Consider the following 19,214-nt stretch of genomic DNA (forward strand, 5'->3'; position numbering starts at 1 on the left):
GGGTGGTGGCGGGCGCGCAGCACGCCCCCGCCGCCCCGCACGCTAGAAAACGCTTGACCTTCCTATCATGGGATGGTTGATGCTACAGTGATCCCGTAGCCATCCGAGTACCGCCCATGAGCCCGTCCGACACCATCCCCTCCCAATCCGCCGCCGCCGTGGATGCCGCGCTGTCCCAGTCGATCCGCATCGAAGGCATGAGTTGCGCCTCCTGCGTCGGCCGGGTCGAGAAGGCGCTGGCCGCCATGCCCGGCGTGCGCAGCGTCAGCGTCAACCTGGCCACCGAGATGGCGCGTGTCGAATCGGCCGCGCCCTTGTCCTTCGCCGCGCTGGCCGAGGTGGTCGAGCGGGCCGGCTACCACGCCGCGCCGCCGCCCGCCAAACCCGAGTCGGCCGCCGTCGCCATGGCGCACAGCGGCAACGACGGCCGCGCCGTGGTGTTCGCCGCGCTGCTCTCGCTGCCGCTGCTGGGGCCCATGCTGCTCGACTTTTTCGGTGTGCACGCCATGCTCGACGGCCGCCTCCAATTCCTGCTGGCCACGCCGGTGCAGTTCTGGCTGGGCGCGCGCTTCTACCGCGCCGGCTGGAAGGCGGCGCGCGCCGGCAGCGGCAATATGGACCTGCTGGTCGCCCTGGGCACCAGCGCCGCCTACGGCCTCAGCGTCTACCAGCTGCTGGCCGGCAGCCACCTCGACGCCATGGGCGCACCGGTGCTGTACTTCGAGGCCTCGGCCGTGGTGATCACCCTGGTGCTGCTGGGCAAATGGCTGGAGGCCCGCGCCAAGCGCCAGACCACGGCGGCCATCCGCGCCCTGCAGGTGCTGCGCCCCGAGTCGGCGCGCGTGCGCCGTGGCGGCCAGGACTTGGAAATGCCGATCGAGCAGGTGGCGCTGGACGACCTGGTGGTGATCCGCCCGGGCGAACGGGTCGCCGTCGACGGCGTCGTCGTCGAGGGCGCCAGCCAGCTCGACGAGTCGCTGATCAGCGGCGAGAGCCTGCCGGTGGCGCGCCAGGTCGGCGAACGGGTCACCGGCGGCTCGATCAACGGCGACGGCCTGCTGCTGGTGCGCACCAGCGCCGTCGGCGCCGAGACCACGCTGGCGCGCATCATCCGCTTGGTCGAGGACGCGCAGGCGGCCAAGGCGCCGATCCAGCGCCTGGTCGACCAGGTCAGCGCCGTCTTCGTGCCGGTGGTGCTGGTGCTGGCGCTGCTGACCTTCCTCGGCTGGTGGCTGCTCGGCGGCGACGCCGAACTGGCCATCATCAACGCCGTCGCCGTGCTGGTGATCGCCTGTCCCTGCGCGCTGGGGCTGGCCACGCCGGCCGCCATCATGGCCGGCACCGGCGTGGCGGCGCGCTACGGCATCCTGATCAAGGACGCCGAGGCGTTGGAGATCGCCCACCACACCACCACCGTGGTGTTCGACAAGACCGGCACGCTGACCGAGGGCAAGCCGACCCTGGCCGCCGCCGTGCCGTATGAGATTGGCGAACGGGAGCTGCTGCAACTGGCCGCCAGCGTGCAACGGGGCAGCGAGCACGCGCTGGCCCGCGCCGTGGTCGAGGCCGCCGCCAAGCAGCTGGCCGAGGCCGGCAGCGCCGGCACCGCGTCGAACGGCATCGCGGCGGCCGGCGCGGTGCCGTTCGACGCGGCCGCGCCGGCCCAGACACAGCCGGCCGCCGCGCCGGCCTTCCGCGCCGGCCCGGCCAGCGAGGTCAGCGCCCTGCCCGGACGCGGCGTCGCCGCCGTCGTCGACGGCCGCCGCCTGCTGCTCGGCAGCAGCCGCCTGATGGAGGAACAGGGCGTGGCGCTGGCGCCGCTGGCCGCCCGCGCCGCCGCGCTGGAGGCCGAGGGCCGCACCATCTCCTGGCTGGCCGAAAGCGCGCCGCCGCGCCTGCTCGGCCTGCTGGCCTTCGGCGACCGCGTCAAGCCGAGCGCGCGCGCCGGCGTGCAGCGCCTGCACGCGCTGGGCATCCAGACCGTGCTGCTGACCGGCGACAACCAGGGCAGCGCCGACGCCGCCGGCGCCGCCCTCGGCATCGGCCGGGTGCTGGCCAACGTGCTGCCGGGCGGCAAGGCCGAGGCCGTCGCCGCGCTCAAGCGCGAGGGCCAGCGCGTCGCCATGGTCGGCGACGGCATCAACGACGCGCCGGCGCTGGCCGCCGCCGATGTCGGCATCGCCATGTCGACCGGCACCGACGTCGCCATGCACGCCGCCGGCATCACCCTGATGCGCGGCGACCCGGCCCTGGTGGCCGACGCCATCGCCATCTCGCGCCGCACCTACCGCAAGATCCGGCAGAACCTGTTCTGGGCCTTCATCTACAACCTGGTCGGCATTCCGCTCGCCGCGCTCGGCCTGCTCAACCCGATGGTGGCCGGCGCCGCCATGGCGCTCAGCTCGGTGAGCGTGATCAGCAACGCGCTGCTGCTGCGCCGCTGGAAGCCGGAGGGCGAGAAATGAACATCGGCCAGGCGGCCAGCGCCACCGGCGTGACGGCCAAAATGATCCGCTACTACGAGAGCATCGGCCTGGTCGCCGAGAGCCGCCGCAGCGGCGCCGGCTACCGCACCTACAGCGAGGACGAGCTGCACGCGCTGCGCTTCATCAAGCGCGGCCGCACGCTCGGCTTCTCGCTCGAGCAGATCCGCGAGCTGCTGTCGCTGTGGCAGAACAAGGAGCGCGCCAGCGCCGACGTGAAGGCCATCGCGCTCGTTCACGTGGCCGAACTCGACGAGCGCATCGCCGCCCTGACGGAGATGCGCGACACCCTGCAACAACTGGCCGGCAGCTGCCACGGCGACCAGCGCCCGGACTGCCCGATCCTGCAAAGCCTGGGCGCGGTGGGCGCGGATTGTTGCACGGCTAGCAAGAAGTAATAGACCCCCGGGCGGCGCGACCGTATAATCGCGCTGTTTTGGTGCCCGCGCGTCCGCCCGGACGTGCAGTTAAACGGGAAACATGGAGCCGCCCACGCGGTCAACATGTGCTGCCCCCGCAACGGTAAGCAAGCGTCGTCGTCGACGACAAGCCGCTACTCAATACCACTGTGCGTTCGCACGGGAAGGTGGAGCGGTTCGCCTTGCCAGCCCGGATACCGGCCAGGACAGGTGGAGGCGTTCGCGCGCCTTCTGTTCAATCGTGCCCACGGGGAAGTGGGTGGATTGCCGCTGTCTATCGGATCTATCATGCTGTTATTTTTCACGCCACGGCCCCGCCGCGCGCTAGCCATTCCGCGCGCCCGTTTCACCCTGCTCGCCATCCCTGCCGCGCTCGCCGCGCTGGCCATTCCCTGCGCCGCCGCGCGCGCCGACGAGGCGCCGCCGGCGGCCGCCGTTGCCGCCACGGTCGAGGTGCTGGGCCACTACGACAACGGGGTCGGTACCTCCGGCGCCGCCAGCCAGGGCATGGTGACGGCCACTTTGATCGCCAACCGGCCGGCGCTGCGGCCCGGCGAACTGCTCGAATTCGTCCCCGGCGTCATCGTCACCCAGCACAGCGGCGACGGCAAGGCCAATCAGTACTTCCTGCGCGGCTTCAACCTCGACCACGGCACCGACTTCGCCACCTTCGTCGACGGCATGCCGATCAATATGCGCAGCCACGCCCACGGCCAGGGCTACACCGACCTGAACTTCCTGATCCCCGAACTGGTCGACCGCATCAACTACAAGAAGGGGCCGTACTATGCCGACGAGGGCGACTTCGCCTCGGCCGGCGCCGCCCACCTGGGCCTGTTCAACAAGCTCAAGCAGGGCATGGCCAGCCTCACCGTCGGCGCCAACCAGTACCAACGCGGCATGCTGGCCGGCTCGACCGCGCTGGCCGGCGGCAACCTCTTGTATAGCGCCGAGTACGCCCACAACAACGGCCCGTGGCAGACGCCGGAGGCCTTCCACAAGAACATCGGCGTGCTGCGCTACAGCAGCGGCGGCAGCGACAACAACTTCAGCCTCACGGCCATGGGCTACAAGGGCGCCTGGCACGCCAGCGGCCAGATCCCGCTGCGCGCGGTGGACGCCGGCGCCATCGACCGCTACGGCGTGGTCGATCCGAGCGACGACGGCGACACCTCGCGCTACAGCCTGTCGTTCGGCCTGAAGCGGCGCAGCGCCGAGCAGTTATTCACCGCCAACGCCTACCTGGTGCAGTCCAGCCTGACGCTGTACAACAACTTCACCTACTTCCTCGACGACCCCGAGCGCGGCGACCAGTTCCGCCAATCGGAAAAGCGCCGCATGGCCGGCGGCGAGGTGGCGCAGACCTGGTTCGCCAAGCTGGGCGGTTTGGACGTCAACACCAAGCTCGGCCTGCAGGGCCGCTACGATTATCTCGACCCGCTGGCGCTGTACGCCACCGAACGCCAACAGATACTGCGCACCATCAGCGAGTCCCGCGTCAAGCAGGCCAGCCTGGGCGCCTACGTCGAGAACACCGTGCAGTGGAGCGACTGGCTGCGCAGCGTGGCCGGCCTGCGCCACGACCGCTACCGCTTCGACGTGCGCAGCAACCTCGCCGAGAACTCCGGCAAGGCCAGCGCCGGCGTCACCTCGCCCAAGCTGTCGCTGGTGCTGGGGCCGTGGCGCCAGACCGAGTTCTTCCTCAACTACGGCCAGGGCTTCCACAGCAACGACGCGCGCGGCACCACCGTCCACCTGACGCCGCGCGAGCTGGAGCCGACCGAGCCGGTCACGCCGCTGGTCAAAACGCGCGGCGCCGAGCTGGGCATGCGCAGCGAGATCGTGCCCGGCCTGCAAAGCTCGCTGGCCCTGTGGCGCCTGCGCTCGGCCTCCGAGCTGGTGTTCTCCGGCGACGCCGGCGACACCTCGGCCAGCCGCGCCAGCCACCGCTCCGGCGTCGAGCTGAACAACCACTACATCGCCCGGCCGTGGCTGCTGTTCGACCTCGACCTGGCCTACTCGCGCGCCCACTACAGCGAGGACGACCCGGCCGGCAAGCACATCCCCGGCGCGGTCGGCAAGGTGGCCTCGTTCGGCGCCACCGTCAGCGACATCGGGCCGTGGTCGGGCGCCTTCCAGCTGCGCTACTTCGGCCCGCGTCCGCTGGTCGAGGACAACAGCCGGCGCTCCGCCTCGACGGCGATCGCCTACGCCCGCCTGGGCTACCGCGTCGACCGGCGCTGGCAGCTGTCGCTGGACGCCTTCAACCTGTTCGACCGCAAGGCCAGCGACGTCGACTACTACTACGCCTCGCGCCTGCCGGGCGAGCCGGCCGAGGGCGTCGACGACATCCACACCCACCCGGTCGAACCGCGCAGCCTGCGCCTGACGCTGCGCGCCACGTTCTAAACGGCATTGGCCGGCCGGCCAGCCACGCCATCTAAGCCAGCGGCGCGCATCGAGGGTCAGACCCTGAGGGTCTGACCCTGGCACTTAGCCGGTGGGCCCGGGCGCGCCCCCTCCATCCGCCTAGCGCACAAACATCCACACCGTCAGCAGCGCGCCGATCAGCACGACGGAGCCGCGCATGATTTTCTCCGGCAGCCGGTGGATCAGCCACGAGCCGCACAGGCCGCCGGCGATGCCGCCGGCGCACAGCGCCAGCGCCGCCGGCCAGCTGATCAGCTTGGAGGTGGCGAAGATCATCGTGGCGGCGGCGTTCATCGCCATCGCCAGCATGTTCTTGGTGGCCGTCGCCATGCGCACCTGCTGGCCGGCGATGGTCAGCGCGGCCAGCATCAGGAAGCCGATGCCGCCGCCGAAATAACCGCCGTACACGGCGATGCAGCTCTGCACCAGCACCAGCACCCAGGTCGGCATGCCGCTGACGGCGTGCAGCGGCTTGCGGCGGAAACTGCCCCAGGCGAACATGCTGGTGGCGAACAGCACCAGCCAGGGCACCAGCCGGGCGAAGAAGCTGACCGGCGTGTTGAGCAGCAACAGCGCGCCGAGCACGCCGCCGACCACGCTGATCAGGAACAGCTGCTTGAAGGTCAAGGCGCCGACGTCGCCGACCAGCTTGCGCCCGGCCACGGCCGAGGTGGTCTGGCTGGGGAACATGGCGATGGTCGAGGTCATGTTGGCGGCCAGCGGATTCAGGCCGGCCAGCAGCAGGGCGGGGAAGGTGATGAAGGAGCCGCCGCCGGCCAGCGCGTTTTGTATGCCGGCAAAGAAGCCGGCGGCGGCGATCAGCAGGACGATGGGGAGCTCGAGCGGGGGAACGGGCAACATGAACAGGGCACAGACATAAAGGCAAGAGTGGAACGGCGGCACCGTCGGACGCGGGAGCGGGATCGGGCCGTTCCGGCCGGATCGCGGCGGAACCAGCGCTGGCGGAGGATCGGGTCCCAGGCTTTGATTGGTGTGGGGAATTATAACCGCCGTAAACCGCTTTGCCTTTGGAGAAGCGCCGGCGCCGTTGTTGTCATTGTGCTTAATGTAACACCAATAAATAGTTGACAAGTCTTTGCTTCGACCACAAGATGCTTGCTTAAAGTTGTTTTTTAGATATTCATATTCATCGCCACTTGCAAGGGGCCGGCATGAGCATCAAAGTACAACTTGTGCTGCAAGGCGGCGGCGCCAAGATCTACGCGATCATGGCCTTCCTCGAGGCCTTGCAGGACATCGCGGCCGACAAGAAGCAGAGGCATATCGAGGTGACCTCCATCGTCGGCAGCTCGGCCGGGGCGATCGCCGGCACCTTGTTCGCCGCCAAGATCGATCTTTGTGCCCTGCGCGCGGCGTTCAAGGCCGACGGCGCTGGCTACAGCCTGGTGAAGGAGTTTTCCGAAAGCAAAAGCCGCTTTTGGAAGTTCATCCGGCTGTGCAAACTGATCTTGCTGCGCGCGCCGTTCTGGTCGCAGCGCCCGCTCGAGGTCTTCCTGAAGAACCAGCTGGACGCGAAGAAGATCAAGACCTTCGCCGACATCAAGAAGCTGAGCAATATCGACGTGCATGTGCTGGCGACCGACCTGACGCGCCGCGAGGCCCATATCTTCAAGGAGAGCGACGATGTCGTCGAGTCGCTGCTGCATTCGGCGGCGATCCCGTTCTTTTTCCGCAGTTGGCATTCCAGGGGCGACAGCAAGAGCCAGTTGCTGGTCGATGGCGGCATCGCCGAGAACTTCCCGGCCAGCGCGCTCAAGCTGCCGTCGAATGTCTACCGGCTCGGCGTGAGCTTTGTCGAGCAGTCGACGGCGACGCCGACCTCGGCCACGACCTTCACCGTCTCGCTGCTCGACGCGGCGATGAGCGTGTCGGCGCAAAACTCCATCCGCTCCCTGCCGGCGGAGGACGTGTACCGGCTCGATTCCTCGATTTCCACCTTCGAGTTTTCCAAGCTGATCGGCGAGAACGGCGCCTTCGCCAAGGAGTACGACCTGTTGAAGCTGCAGGCCGGCGAATGGCTGCGCGCCTTCATCGCCCGGAAGTCCGACAGCCTGTCGCCGTGGGAACTGAATCCCTGGTCGGAGGAGAACCAGACGGCGGTCAAGCTGATGTGCGGCCTGTACCGGGTCTACAACGAGTACGAGAACAAGATCGCCTACAACTACCACTCGCTGCTGTATCGGGTGGTGGCCAACAGCCTGCTGCTGGGCAAGGCCGAGCCGGACGAGTTCGAGTGCGAGGTGCGCTTCTCCGCCGAGGACAATGACGTCAGGGTGCTGGGCTTGCAGTTCATGGACTCGCTGGCCTGGGGCATGGTGCGGCGCGACAGCGCGATCGAGATTCTCGACAGCAATCAAAACCACCGCAACTTCGAAGTGCTGCCGGTGATGGACCAGGAGCGCTCCGGCCATCGCATCCTGCTGGTGTTCCTGGCGGAACCGATCGCCGCCAAGGACGGCGTCTTCACCATGCGCTACCGCGACAAGGCGCGCACCTTCTTCCCCGGCCTGGTCGACAAGGCGGCCGTCGGCTTGCCCGGTTGCGACGAAATGGTCGTCAATCCCAGCCGCGCCAAGTCGGGCATCGACAAGGTGCAGTTCCTGCTGGAGATTCCCGCCGCCATGTACAACAAGGTCACGCTGGCGGACAAGCCCGACAGCCAGCCGGGCAAGGCGATGAGCCAGCAGGAATGCAACGCCCATGGCATGGTCAAACACAATTTCAAACGCATAGGATGGGTCGGCACGGGCATCGCCGGCCGATGGGGCGTCGACGTCAGGCTTGGCTAGCCGGCATTGCGCAGTCGGGAAATATGCACTATGCTTTAGACAGCAATTTGATTTCCGTACGGCAATCCATTTGGGCAAGGAAGCATTCAAACTATGGAGGTGCTAATGTACATTGAACTGCGTATTTGATGTAGGCCGCAAGGATGCCAGGCATCCTACCGCCTTGGATATGACCAGGCAGAATTCAAGCTGAAGAGGTGTGAAGCGCGTCATTCCATGCTTCCGCGTCGTCGCCCATGCTTAGGTCGACCGACTGGGTCTGTCGATCGAAGCATGGACGGTGGCCGACCCGCTTTCCTCCCTTCCAGCCTGACACGACGGCCTGCCCTGTTCCGCAGAACCCCTTCCCACCGCCCGTCCGCCCGTCCGCCCCGCACACGTCGCTGCCGGCCACGCCGCGCCCGCGATCTGGCCATTGCTGAAATCCAGTACATGGATCAAGCGCGGGAGGTGATATCATAAAAACATGACAAATCCATACGAACTCTACTACTGGCCCGGCATCCAGGGGCGCGGCGAATTCGTCCGCCTTGCCTTGGAGGAGGCCGCCGTGCCCTATCGCGACGTGGCGCGGCGCAAGAGCGGCATGCCGGCCTTGCTGGCCAGCCTGGACGGCGACGCCGTCGAGCACCCGTCCTTTGCGCCGCCGGTATTGAAGGCGGACGGGTTGCTGATCGGGCAGACCGCCAACATCCTGCTCTTCCTCGGCGCCAAGCACGGCCTGGCGCCGCGCGCGCTGGCCGGGCGCTTGTGGGCCAACCAGCTGCAGTTGACCATCGCCGACATCGTCAACGAGGCGCACGATACCCACCATCCGATCTCGACCAACTTCTACTACGAGGACCAGAAGCTGGCCGCGCGCCGGCGCGCCGCCGACTTCACGGCGCGGCGCATCCCCAAGTATCTGGATTATTTCGAGGGCGTGCTACAGCACAACCGCAGCCGTGGCGGCTACGCGGTGGGCGCCCGCTTGTCGTATGTGGATTTGTCGCTGTTCCAGTTGCTCGAAGGCTTGCACTACGCCTTCCCGCGCGCCATGGAGCGCCTGGCGCCCGGCCACCCGGGCTTGATGGCGCTGCGCGAGCGCGTCGCGCAGCGGCCGAATGTCGCCGCCTATCTGAACTCGAAGCGGCGCATCCCCTTCAACGAGGACGGCATCTTCCGCCGCTACCCCGAGTTGGACGAATAGTCCGCCCGTTCAAGCCGCGCTGGTGACCGGATAGCCGGCCGCGACAATGGCCGCGCTGATCTGCGCCAGCGCGCTGGCCGACTCCACCGTGACCCGCTTGCTGGCCAGGTCGACCTGCACCGTCGCGCCGGCGTCGAGCGCCTGCACGGCCTTGGTGACGGCGCCCACGCAGTGACCGCAGCTCATCTTTTCCACTTGTAGTTGGTACATGGTCCGACTCCTTAACTCGTTTCGATAGCGTCACTGTAGCCCTTCCCGCCATGGGAAGGTCAAGCGCAATCGCTCAATCTATTTTCAGCTCGTGCATGCACACGCCTGGCCTGGCTACGTGCTCGAGTCGGGCACGCAGGGCATCGATAAAGCGAGCCGGATCGTCGACGGCCAACACAATGGTGTCATAGTCCTTGGTTCCGAACAGGCCGGCGATCTGCGTCATGGGTCTGAGGGCGATCCGGACATTCGCTGTGCCGCCGGCGGGCGTGCGGCGCAGCAGGCCGCGCCGGCGTCGCAGTCGTATCGCGCAGCGTTCCACGGCGTCGATGGCGGACAAGGGGACGCGCTCGTCGCCCAACAAGCCGTAGCGTAGGTGGAGGTCTTGCTCGTCCACCGAGACCGGACGCAGCAGCGTGGCGCGGTATTCGCCCAGCATCCACGCGAAACCGTACAGCGAGAGGCCGGTCAAGACAAGTGCCGCTGTGGGACTCCACAGCCAGACGAAAAAGTGGACAAACGGAATTTCGACGCCGAGCACGACCAGGAAGCCGACCTGGTTGCTGGCGTTCCCCTCATGCCGGTGGATACTGAAGTGTTCCCGGCCTGCGTAGCGGTAGTCCTTGGCACGCCACGACAACAAGGCGTAGAACCACATCAGCAGTTCGACGGTCAGCAGGCGGGTGCCGGCCTTGTCGCCCAGCGCGCCGCGCATCGCCTCGGCAATGTCGGTGTCCGGCGTGGTGCTCGAGCGCAGCTTTCCCAAGGAACGGAACAGTATCAACATCACCCACAACTCGCCGGCGCCGAACCCTAGCACCACCACCCAGCGCAACTGGTCGATATAGTGCCAGACATGCTTGGACTCGGCCGGCAACACGAGGCTGCCAAAAAGCATACCTGCGGCGACGGGCAGTATCGCCGACCGTGCCTTGCGATTCTGCGGATTGCGCAACAAGAAAAACAATAACGGCCAGAGCACGAACACCTGGACCAGAAGCAGCAATTCGAATTGCTGCAGGGCGCCTGGCGGGAGCGGCATTCGCAGCGCCAGGTAGTTGGCCGCCATGGAGACGGCGACAAAGCCGGCCAGCCATGCCGTGCGGCGGTTTGCGCCCACGCCCGCGCTCATATCGGGGCTGCTCGGTAGTGTGCATCGGGAAGATGCCGCGCCAACTTGGCGGGGGAAGAACGGGACTGGTTCCGCATGGAAGTGGCTTCAATATTGCTGAATTTGCACTATATCATGCGGACGGCACGGTGCCGGGTGGTCGTGTTGACCTGGACCTGCGGGGGGTGTGGCACAGTCCGAATGCGTCGGCTCGGCGCTTAGGACGAGGGCGCTTCAGACGTCGAGCTTGGCCAAGTCGACGCTGACCAGCGCCCAGATGCCGCCGGCATAGTCCGGCTCCTTGGACAGCTCCTCGAATGGCGAGGGCTTGATCTCGAACGCCCGGCCTAGCCGCAGCAAGGTGCCGACGTGGCCGTAGATGGCCTGGGTGACGTTGCGCATGGCGTTGTCGACTGTGTCGCCGGACGAGGTGCAACCGGGGATGTCGGGCACTGTCACCCCGTACTTGCGGCGGCTATCTCTCGCGCTGTCGGTCTGGATCAGGATGGGAATGTCCATGGTCTTGCCTCGGTTGCGATGGCCAGTCTGAGGGGTGAAAATTCCTGTGTTGTGTGTAGTGTCATACAGCTTGCCGCCGGTATCAAGCACTTTCGTGCTTGGGCTCGCATGCCAAACGCGGCGGAATTGCATTCCGGAACCAACGCTGGCAAGGCTGCCAACGCTTTGTTTTTGCTAGATTTTTCTCCCGAGCCAGATTGCCGCGCCGCCCGCTACGTTTCCGGACGGACCTTCGGCGGCAGTTTCTTGAGCACCGTGTCGGCGGCGCGCAGCACGCGGCCGTCGCGGCTGTGCGGCAGCATGGGCGGCAGCGCCGCGCCGCTGTCCTTGTCGAGCAGCAGCGAGTGCTTCTCGCCGCGGCGGAACAGGTGCTGCTCGCCCCACTGGCGCAGCGCCAGCACCACCGGGAACAGCTGTTCGCCTTTCGCCGTCAGCACGTATTCCTGGTAGGCGCTGCCGTCGGAGGCCGGCTGCACGGCCAGAACGCCGTCCTCGGTCAGGCCGTGCAGGCGGTCGGTCAGGATGTTGCGGGCCACGCCGAGGTTGCGCTGGAAGTCGCCGAAGCGGCGGCTGCCGTCGTAGGCGTCGCGCACGATCAGCATGGCCCAGCGGTCGCCGATCACCTCGAGTGCGCGCGCCACGGGGCAGGGGTCGTCCTTCATGCTCTTGCGTTTGGCCATGGTGTGCAGATTCTTGTGGACGGTTTCGATGGTTGCATTTTAAAACCACTCTGCCTATACTTCAACTGGTTTTAATTTGAAACTACTTTTGAAGGACGCCACATGCCCCGATCCACATCCTCCCCGCCCGCCGACGCCGGCATCAACCACGGCGCGGCGCGCGCCGACAGCGCCATGCCGCGCGGTGTGCTGCTGCTGTTCGCCTGCGCCAGCGGCCTGAGTGTCGCCAACGTCTACTATGCCCAGCCATTGCTGGATTTGTTGGCGGCCGACTTCGGTATCGGCCTGGGGGCCGTCGGCGGCGTGGTCGGCGCCAGCCAGGCCGGCTGCGCGCTGGCCCTGCTGTTGTTGGTGCCCTTGGGCGACCGGCTCGAGCGCCGTCGGCTGATGCTGGCGCAGTTGCTGGCGCTGGTGGCGGCGCTGGTCGCGGTGGCCATGGCCGGCAGCGCCGTGGCGCTGCTGGCGGCCATGCTGGCGGTGGGCCTGCTGGGCACGGCGATGACGCAAGGCTTGATCGCCTACGCCGCCACGGCGGCCGCGCCGGCCGAGCGGGGGCGCGTGGTCGGCGCGGCGCAGGGCGGCGTGGTCATCGGCCTGCTGCTGGCGCGGGTGATGGCGGGGCTGGCCGCCGACCTGGCCGGCTGGCGCGCCGTCTACCTTGGCGCGGCGGCGGCCATGCTGCTGCTCGGCGCCGCCTTGTGGCGCGCCCTGCCGGCGCTGGCGCCGCCGGCCGCGCCGTTGTCCTACGCGCGCCTGCTGGCCTCCATGTTCACGCTGCTGGCGCGCCAGCGGGTGCTGCAAATTCGCGGCGCGATCGCCTTGCTAATGTTCGCCGCCTTCAGCATTTTCTGGAGCGCGCTGGTGCTGCTCTTGAGCGCGCCGCCGCATGCCATGTCGCACACGGCCATCGGCGCCTTCGGCCTGGTCGGCGTGCTGGGCGCCCTGGGCGCGGCGCGCGCGGGGCAGTGGGCCGACCGGGGGCAGGGCCAGCGCACCAGCGGGCTGGCGCTGGCCCTGCTGCTGGCGTGTTGGTTGCCGCTGTGGTTCGGCGCGACGTCGCTGTGGGCGCTGCTGCTGGGCATCGTCGCGCTCGACCTGGCAGGGCAGGCGATCCACGTGACCAATCAGAGCATGATCTTCAGCGTGCAGCCGCAGGCGCACAGCCGGCTGGTGGGCTGCTACATGCTGTTCTACGCGGTCGGCAGCGGCCTGGGCGCGCTCGGCGCGACCGCCGCCTACGCCCGCGCCGGCTGGGGCGGCGTGTGCCTGCTCGGTGCTGGCGTCAGCTTGCTGGCGCTGCTGTTCTGGGCCGCAACAGTAGGCGTAGGCGGGGTCAGCGTAGGCGGGGTCAGTGCCGACATTCGGACACAGACTCAGCAGCGTAGGCGGGGTCAGTGCCGACATTCGGACACAGACTCAGCAGTGAAGAGCCTCTGTGGCAGAGACAATGGTTGAGGTCGTGTCTGAATGTCGGCACTGACCCCGGGGGCTGACCCCGGGGGCGCGGGGGCGCAGGGCGGGCGGCGGGACGGCGCGCCGCGCCGCCACGCTAGATGGCTAAGCCGCGCCGGCCTTGTTCGTCGCCGCCGGCTGCGGCAGCCAGCCGTGGCCGCGATACCAGGCCAAGGTGTCGGCGATGGTCTGTTCCAGCGGACGGAAGCCCAGGCCGAGCTCGCGCTCGCTCTTGGCGTGCTCGAAGTGGCTGCGGCCGGCCTCCCTCACCATCAGCCGCACCGTGGCCAGGCTGAGCAGCACGGGCTTGCCGCTGATCCGCGCGTACAGCTCCTGCGCGCCGGCCAGCGCGTACAACAGCGGCAGCGGCAGGCGGCGCGTCGGCGTCTTCACGGCGGCGAGGCGGCCCAGCAGCGGCACCAGCTCGCCCATCGTCATATGGCGGCCGGCGGCCAGGTAGCGCTCGCCGCTCCGCCCCTGCCGCGCCGCCGCGATCTGCGCCAGCGCCACGTCGCGCGCGTCGACCACGGAAAAGCTGCCGGGCACCAGGCCGGGCAGCTTGCCCAGCACCACGTCGGTGACGAACTGCCCCGACGAGGTTGGGCCGATGTCGGCCGGCCCCCACATCCAGCCCGGCAGCACCAGGCTGGCGTGCATGTCGGCGTGGCGCGCCAGGAAGGCCAGCACGGCCTCGTCGGCCAGGATCTTGCTGCGGTAGTAGTCGTCGGCGTCGGCCGGCGCGCGCAGGCAGGTCTCGTCGATGGGCCGGCCCGGTTCGCCGTTGAGCACGGCGATCGACGAGGTCTGCACCAGGCGCCGCACGCCGGCCAGGTAGGCCTGCTCGATCAGCGCGCGGGTGCCGTCGACGTTGATGCGCTGCAGCTCGGGCCAGTGGCTGCCGCCCTTGTAGTTGTCGCGGAAGTAGGCGGCGGTGTGGAACACCACGTCGCAGCCGACCATGGCCGGGGCGAAGGCGGCCACGTCGGCCATGTCGCCGCGCACCAGCTCGACGCCGTCCAGGCCGGCGAACTGCTGTTCGCCCTTGGCCAGCGAGCGGACCAGGGCCTTGACGAGGATGCCGCGCGCGCGCAGCTCGCGCACCAGATTGTTGCCGAGCAGTCCGGTGGCGCCGGTGACGAAGGCGCAATGCAGTGTATGGGTTTGGGTCATGGTGTGGTTTCAAAGTTCATGTGATATGCGAATGTAGCGCGATCCATTCCGGATATCAAGTGATATTTGAAAATGGTGGCGCCGTGCCGCTCAGCCGGAATCCGAGGTTCGACCGATATCCAGGGTGCGTGTGATATCTTTACGCCCATGAAACCAAGCATTGCCACCCCGGCCACACCGACCACCGCGCCGCGCCTGAGCCGCGAGCAAAGCCAAGCGCGCACCCGCGAGCGCCTGATCGAGACGGCGCGCCAGCTGTTCGTCGCCAACGGCTACGGCGGCACCTCGCTGCGCGACATCGCCGAACAGGCCGGCTATTCGCAGGGCGCCTTCTATTCCAACTTCGCCGGCAAGGAGGCGGTGCTGCTGGAGCTGCTGCGCCGCCACATGGAGGCCGAGGCGCTGCAGCTGGCCGGCCTGACCGGCGCCGCCGGGCGCAGCCCCGAGCAGCTGCTGGCCGGGCTGGAGGCTTGGGCCGCCACGCTGAACCACGACGCCGACTGGTCCATGCTGTCGATCGAGCTGCAGCTGCACGCCAGCCGCAGCCCGGCTTTCGCCGCCGAGTACCAGCAGGTGTGGGACCGCCACCGCGCCGCGCTGGGTGGCGTGATCGCCGCGCTGTTCCGCCAGCTGGGCCGCACGCCGCCGGCCGCGCCCGACGAGCTGGCCGCCGGCTTCATGGCGCTGGCCCATGGCCTGGCGCTGCAAAGGGTGGCCGGCCGGCCCGACCCGTCGGGCCGCTTGATCCTGTTGTTCCTGCGCGGGCTGCTGGCGACCTAGCCTAAACCCGCACAGCAAAGGGGGCTGACCCCGTGCGGGGTCAGACCCCGGCTTCGATGTCCCGGGGTGGGGCGACGTAAAAAAGCCCCGCGTGCATCGCTGCGCGCGGGGCTTTCTGGACTCTGCCGGCACGGGGCCGGCGTCTGCCGCTACTGCCTTACAACACTTCGCTGGCGTGGTCCGCCAGGCGCGAACGTTCGCCGCGCGCCAGGGTGACGTGGCCGCTGTGCGCCCAGCCCTTGAAGCGGTCGACCACATAGGTCAAGCCGCTCGAGCCTTCGGTCAGGTAGGGCGTGTCGATCTGCGCGATGTTGCCCAGGCAAAGGATCTTGGTGCCCGGACCGGCCCGCGTGACCAGGGTCTTGACCTGCTTCGGCGTCAAGTTCTGCGCCTCGTCGATGATCAGGAACTTGTTCACGAACGTGCGGCCGCGCATGAAGTTGAGCGACTTGATCTTGATGCGCGAACGGATCAGGTCCTGCGTTGCCGCCCGACCCCACTCGCCGCCGTCGGAGTCCGACTTGTTGAGCACTTCGAGGTTGTCGTCGAAGGCGCCCATCCACGGCGACATCTTCTCCTCCTCGGTGCCCGGCAGGAAACCGATGTCCTCGCCGACCGGCACCGTGACGCGGGTCACGATGATTTCGTTGTAGAGCTTGGTTTCCAGCACCTGCGCCAGACCGGCCGCCAGGGCCAGCAGGGTCTTGCCGGTGCCGGCCTGGCCGAGCAGGGTGACGAAGTCGCATTCCGGATTCATCAACAGGTTCAAGGCGAAGTTCTGCTCGCGGTTGCGCGCCGTCACGCCCCACACATTGTTCTTGTTGTGGCTGAAGTCGCGCAGGGTTTGCAGCACGGCGGTCTTGCCGGTGATTTGCTTGACCTGGCCGTAGAACGGCGTTTCGCCGTTTTTCGGCTCGAGGAAGATGAACTGGTTGACCAGCATCGACGGCACGAACGGGCCGGTGACGCGGTAGAACGTGGCGCTCTGGCCGTTCTTGTTCTCCTGCCAGGACTCCATGTCCTTGCCGTGCTTGTTCCAGAAGTCGTCCGGCAGCTGCACGATGCCCGAGTACAGCAGGTCGGTGTCTTCCAGCACGTGGTCGTTGAAGTAGTCCTCAGCCGGCAGGCCCAGGGCGCGCGCCTTGATGCGCATGTTGATGTCCTTCGACACCAGCACCACCGGACGGCCCGCCTGCTCCGACTCGAGCGAGCGCACCACGGCCAGGATCTGGTTGTCCGCCTTGCCGACCGGCAGGCCGACCGGCAGGTCGGCGCTTTGCAGGCGGGTCTGGAAGAACAGGCGGCCCTTGGCGTCCTTGTTGCCCAGCTTGGACAGCGGGATGCCTTTTTCGATGGCGTCGTCGTCGGTGTTGGAGACCAGGCCGTCGAGCGTGCGCGAGACTTGGCGGGCGTTGCGCGCCACCTCGGTCATGCCCTTCTTGTGGTTGTCCAACTCCTCCAGGGTCATCATCGGCAGGTAGACGTCGTGCTCCTCGAAGCGGAACAGCGACGAGGGGTCGTGCATCAGCACGTTGGTGTCGAGCACGAACAGCTTGGTCTGGCCGGTTTGGTCGGCGTGGCGGCTGGTGGACGACTTCAACGGCACTTCGACCGGCTTGTGCTTGGCCGGATGCGGCGCCTCGGCGACGACCGGGGTCAGCTTGCCGCGACCGGCCGGAACCGCCTTGGCCTTGACCTTGGCCGGCTCCGCAGCCGCCACTGGCGCCGGGGCGGCAGCGACGACGATAGGCGCCGGCGCGGCCTTCAGCACGGCGGCGACGGCCTTGCCCTTGGCGGCGCTTTTCGGCGCCGCCTTGGCGGCGGCGACGGCCACGGTGGCAACAACGGGCGCCGGCTTGACCGCCTTGGCCGTCGGCGTGGCTTTGACCGGCGCGGCTTTGACAGACGCCGCTTTCTTCGGCGCAGGCGCTACGTCCGCCAAGGACGCTGGCCGCGTCCCTGTCGATGTTGGGTAATCTTTCGCCAGCAGTATAGTCGCTGGCTTACTTGGTAGTTTTGGCAGTGGCATCAGGATCTCAATCAAAAAATATCTGGAAGAATCCGCCCATGGGCAAGGCACACGCGCTTGCGTGCTCCTGGTCGCCGGATGGGGTGGATGCGAGGTAAAACGGAATATAAGGCTGCCAACGGGCGCTCGTCTGGCCCGGGGAAGGTACCGCGTGGCGACCGGCTGGCCGCCAGGGAGGGTAGGGAGAGGTACAGTGTTGACTCAAAATCAGGCTGATGCACTCAAAGTTCTGCTGCGGTTGGGCAACTCTTCCGGAAAGGCTGCAACGCGCATTAGTCCTGACGCGCTACAAATTCCAGCACTTCGTCGACGTGACCTGCTACCTTCACGCCTCTCCATTCTTTCACCAATCGGCCCTGGGCGTCAATGACAAACGTGCTGCGCTCGACGCCGCGCACGGTCTTGCCGTACATCTGCTTCATCTTCATGACGCCGAACTGCAGGCAAACGGCCTCGTCCGGGTCGGAAATCAGCTCGAAGGGCAGGCCCAGCTTGGCTTTGAAGCTCTCGTGCGAGCGCAGCGAGTCGCGGCTGACGCCGTAGATCTCGGCGCCGGCCGCAGTGAACTGCTCATGCAGGTCGCGGAAGGCCATGTTTTCGGTGGTGCAGCCGGGCGTGTTGTCCTTCGGGTAGAAGAACAGCACGGTGTGGCGCGCCGGCCGGCCGCGCAAGGTGAAGGTCTGGCCGCTGGTCATGGCGGCGGAAAAATCGCTGATCGGGGCGTCGGGTGCTACGGATTGGCTATCAGCCACAGGCTCTCTCCTGAACGGTGAACATCAGCGCTGTTGGGAGCCTGCAGCGCAAGCAGGCGGAACAATTGGCGGGGCGGGGGCGGCTTGGCTTCTTGCCAGCCACTGGGATGACAATCCAGGGTCAGACCCTAGGGTCTGACCCTGCTTCGTTGCCGCAGCGCCTTAACTTAAAGTCTTCGATGCCGGGCCCTGCACGATCAACTGGCCGGAACGTCCCGGCAGCTCGCCCCAGGTGATCGGACAGACCGGCATGGCCTGGTCTTTCACTTTGGCGTACAAATCGGCCATCGAGGCCAGCTGGTAACCCTGCGCCTTCCATCCCGCCAACAACTGCTCGAAGATGGGGGCGAGTTTTTGTCCTTCAAGCTCGGCGTGCAAAGTATACACGTGGTCGCGCGTGGCGCCCTCGGTCAGCTTGAGCAGGAAGGCGGCGATGTTGCCGGTCGTGATGGTGGCGCCGTCGATCTCGCGGCCGAGCAGCTCGTCGAGCGTCGGCAGGGTGGTCGGCAGCTGCACGCAGGACAGCACCCGGGCGCCGTCGGCCAGCCGGTGCGGACCGAAGGCCGGGTCGGCCAGGCGGCCGTCCGCGCGCAGCACGGCGCGGCCGTCCGAGGCGTAGGCGTAGCCGGCGCCGGCACTGGCAACCTCGTGTTCGGCGAAGGCGGCGGCGTTCATCTGCCAGCCGGCCGCGCCGTGGGTGAGCGGCGCCGTGCCGAACACCTGGGCGTAGCGGGCGGCGGCCTTGCGCATCATGGCGACGGTCCACTCGGCGCCCTTGTTGGCGACGTTGTCCTGCCACAGCACGTGGTCCCAGGTGTGGATGCCGCATTCGAAGCCGGCGTCGCGCACCGCGCGCATCTCGTCGGCGCAGTCCTTGCCGATGTCCGGTCCCGGCAGCAGGGTGCCGTACATCAGCGTTTTCAGGCCGTAGTGCTCGACCACCGAGGTGCGCGAGACCTTGCTGAAGAAACCGGGCCGCAGGGCGCGGCGCAGCGCCCAGCCGGTGTGGTCCGGGCCGAGCGAGAACAGGAAGGTGGCGTGGGCGCCGTGCGCCGACAGCGTGCGCACCAGATTGCCCACGCCCTCGCGGGTGCCACGGTAGGTGTCGACGTCGATTTTCAGCACCAGCAGCGGCGCCTGCCGCTGCTGTGTGCCGGCTTGCAGAGTGTCGGTCAAATCA

Annotated in this window: 16 protein-coding genes and 1 riboswitch; of the genes, 7 read left to right on the forward strand and 9 right to left on the reverse strand. The window is 67.6% G+C overall.

The window, feature by feature from the left end:
- Positions 1–116 precede the first annotated feature (116 nt).
- The 3 genes from BM252_RS12615 to BM252_RS12625 all read left to right on the forward strand — a co-directional run bounded on the left by BM252_RS12615 (position 117) and on the right by BM252_RS12625 (position 5,311).
- Positions 117–2,465 (forward strand): heavy metal translocating P-type ATPase, encoded by a 2,349-nt coding sequence (locus tag BM252_RS12615; RefSeq protein ID WP_245774229.1) that lies wholly within the window; start codon positions 117–119, stop codon positions 2,463–2,465.
- A complete protein-coding gene (cueR, locus tag BM252_RS12620) occupies positions 2,462–2,881 on the forward strand; it encodes a Cu(I)-responsive transcriptional regulator (protein ID WP_093387888.1) in 420 nt (139 codons plus the stop codon). The genes BM252_RS12615 and cueR overlap by 4 nt, the downstream gene beginning before the upstream one ends.
- A 22-nt stretch (positions 2,882–2,903) precedes the next feature.
- A riboswitch (cobalamin riboswitch) is annotated at positions 2,904–3,122 on the forward strand.
- A 68-nt stretch (positions 3,123–3,190) separates the two neighbouring features.
- Positions 3,191–5,311 carry a TonB-dependent receptor gene (locus BM252_RS12625; RefSeq protein ID WP_093387890.1) on the forward strand — a complete coding sequence of 707 codons (2,121 nt, stop codon included), beginning with the start codon at positions 3,191–3,193 and terminating at the stop codon, positions 5,309–5,311.
- A gap of 120 nt (positions 5,312–5,431) precedes the next feature.
- On the opposite strand, the gene BM252_RS12630 is transcribed toward BM252_RS12625, so the two are convergent.
- Positions 5,432–6,193, reverse strand: coding sequence for a sulfite exporter TauE/SafE family protein (locus tag BM252_RS12630; protein ID WP_093387891.1), 762 nt, complete (start codon positions 6,191–6,193; stop codon positions 5,432–5,434).
- A gap of 311 nt (positions 6,194–6,504) precedes the next feature.
- Between BM252_RS12630 and BM252_RS12635 the strand changes: the two genes are divergently transcribed.
- A complete protein-coding gene (locus tag BM252_RS12635; RefSeq protein ID WP_093387893.1) occupies positions 6,505–8,142 on the forward strand; it encodes a patatin-like phospholipase family protein in 1,638 nt (545 codons plus the stop codon).
- A 466-nt stretch (positions 8,143–8,608) separates the two neighbouring features.
- On the forward strand, positions 8,609–9,331 hold the full coding sequence (locus BM252_RS12640; RefSeq protein ID WP_093387894.1) for a glutathione S-transferase: 723 nt from the start codon (positions 8,609–8,611) through the stop codon (positions 9,329–9,331).
- A gap of 9 nt (positions 9,332–9,340) precedes the next feature.
- On the opposite strand, the gene BM252_RS12645 is transcribed toward BM252_RS12640, so the two are convergent.
- The 4 genes from BM252_RS12645 to BM252_RS12660 form a co-directional block, all read right to left on the reverse strand.
- Positions 9,341–9,541 carry a heavy-metal-associated domain-containing protein gene (locus BM252_RS12645; RefSeq protein ID WP_093387896.1) on the reverse strand — a complete coding sequence of 67 codons (201 nt, stop codon included), beginning with the start codon at positions 9,539–9,541 and terminating at the stop codon, positions 9,341–9,343.
- A 73-nt stretch (positions 9,542–9,614) separates the two neighbouring features.
- Positions 9,615–10,673, reverse strand: a complete 1,059-nt coding sequence (locus tag BM252_RS12650) for a hypothetical protein (protein ID WP_093387897.1) — start codon at positions 10,671–10,673, stop codon at positions 9,615–9,617.
- Positions 10,674–10,886: 213 nt separating this feature from the next.
- The gene (locus BM252_RS12655; RefSeq protein WP_093387899.1) at positions 10,887–11,171 is read right to left on the reverse strand and encodes a type II toxin-antitoxin system HicB family antitoxin; all 285 of its coding nucleotides are present in this window, start codon (positions 11,169–11,171) and stop codon (positions 10,887–10,889) included.
- Positions 11,172–11,383: 212 nt separating this feature from the next.
- The gene (locus tag BM252_RS12660) at positions 11,384–11,851 is read right to left on the reverse strand and encodes a winged helix-turn-helix transcriptional regulator (protein WP_093387900.1); all 468 of its coding nucleotides are present in this window, start codon (positions 11,849–11,851) and stop codon (positions 11,384–11,386) included.
- 174 nt (positions 11,852–12,025) lie between these two features.
- Here BM252_RS12660 and BM252_RS12665 point away from each other — a divergent pair, with 174 nt between their 5' ends.
- A complete protein-coding gene (locus tag BM252_RS12665) occupies positions 12,026–13,306 on the forward strand; it encodes an MFS transporter (RefSeq protein ID WP_093388101.1) in 1,281 nt (426 codons plus the stop codon).
- Positions 13,307–13,408: 102 nt separating this feature from the next.
- Here the strand turns inward: BM252_RS12665 and BM252_RS12670 are convergent, their stop codons facing one another.
- On the reverse strand, positions 13,409–14,473 hold the full coding sequence (locus BM252_RS12670) for an SDR family oxidoreductase (RefSeq protein WP_093387902.1): 1,065 nt from the start codon (positions 14,471–14,473) through the stop codon (positions 13,409–13,411).
- A 147-nt stretch (positions 14,474–14,620) separates the two neighbouring features.
- On the opposite strand from BM252_RS12670, the gene BM252_RS12675 reads away from it, so the two are divergent.
- Positions 14,621–15,253, forward strand: a complete 633-nt coding sequence (locus BM252_RS12675; RefSeq protein ID WP_093387903.1) for a TetR/AcrR family transcriptional regulator — start codon at positions 14,621–14,623, stop codon at positions 15,251–15,253.
- 157 nt (positions 15,254–15,410) lie between these two features.
- Here the strand turns inward: BM252_RS12675 and BM252_RS12680 are convergent, their stop codons facing one another.
- The 3 genes from BM252_RS12680 to BM252_RS12690 form a co-directional block, all read right to left on the reverse strand.
- A complete protein-coding gene (locus BM252_RS12680; protein ID WP_093387905.1) occupies positions 15,411–17,282 on the reverse strand; it encodes a PhoH family protein in 1,872 nt (623 codons plus the stop codon).
- A 272-nt stretch (positions 17,283–17,554) separates the two neighbouring features.
- On the reverse strand, positions 17,555–18,034 hold the full coding sequence (locus BM252_RS12685) for a peroxiredoxin (RefSeq protein ID WP_281249351.1): 480 nt from the start codon (positions 18,032–18,034) through the stop codon (positions 17,555–17,557).
- A gap of 162 nt (positions 18,035–18,196) precedes the next feature.
- Entirely contained in the window at positions 18,197–19,210 is a 1,014-nt protein-coding gene (locus BM252_RS12690) for a polysaccharide deacetylase family protein (RefSeq protein WP_245774230.1), read from the reverse strand.
- Between the last annotated feature and the right edge of the window lie 4 nt (positions 19,211–19,214).

Origin of the sequence: Rugamonas rubra (assembly GCF_900114705.1) — a bacterium.
Lineage (GTDB): Bacteria > Pseudomonadota > Gammaproteobacteria > Burkholderiales > Burkholderiaceae_D > Rugamonas > Rugamonas rubra.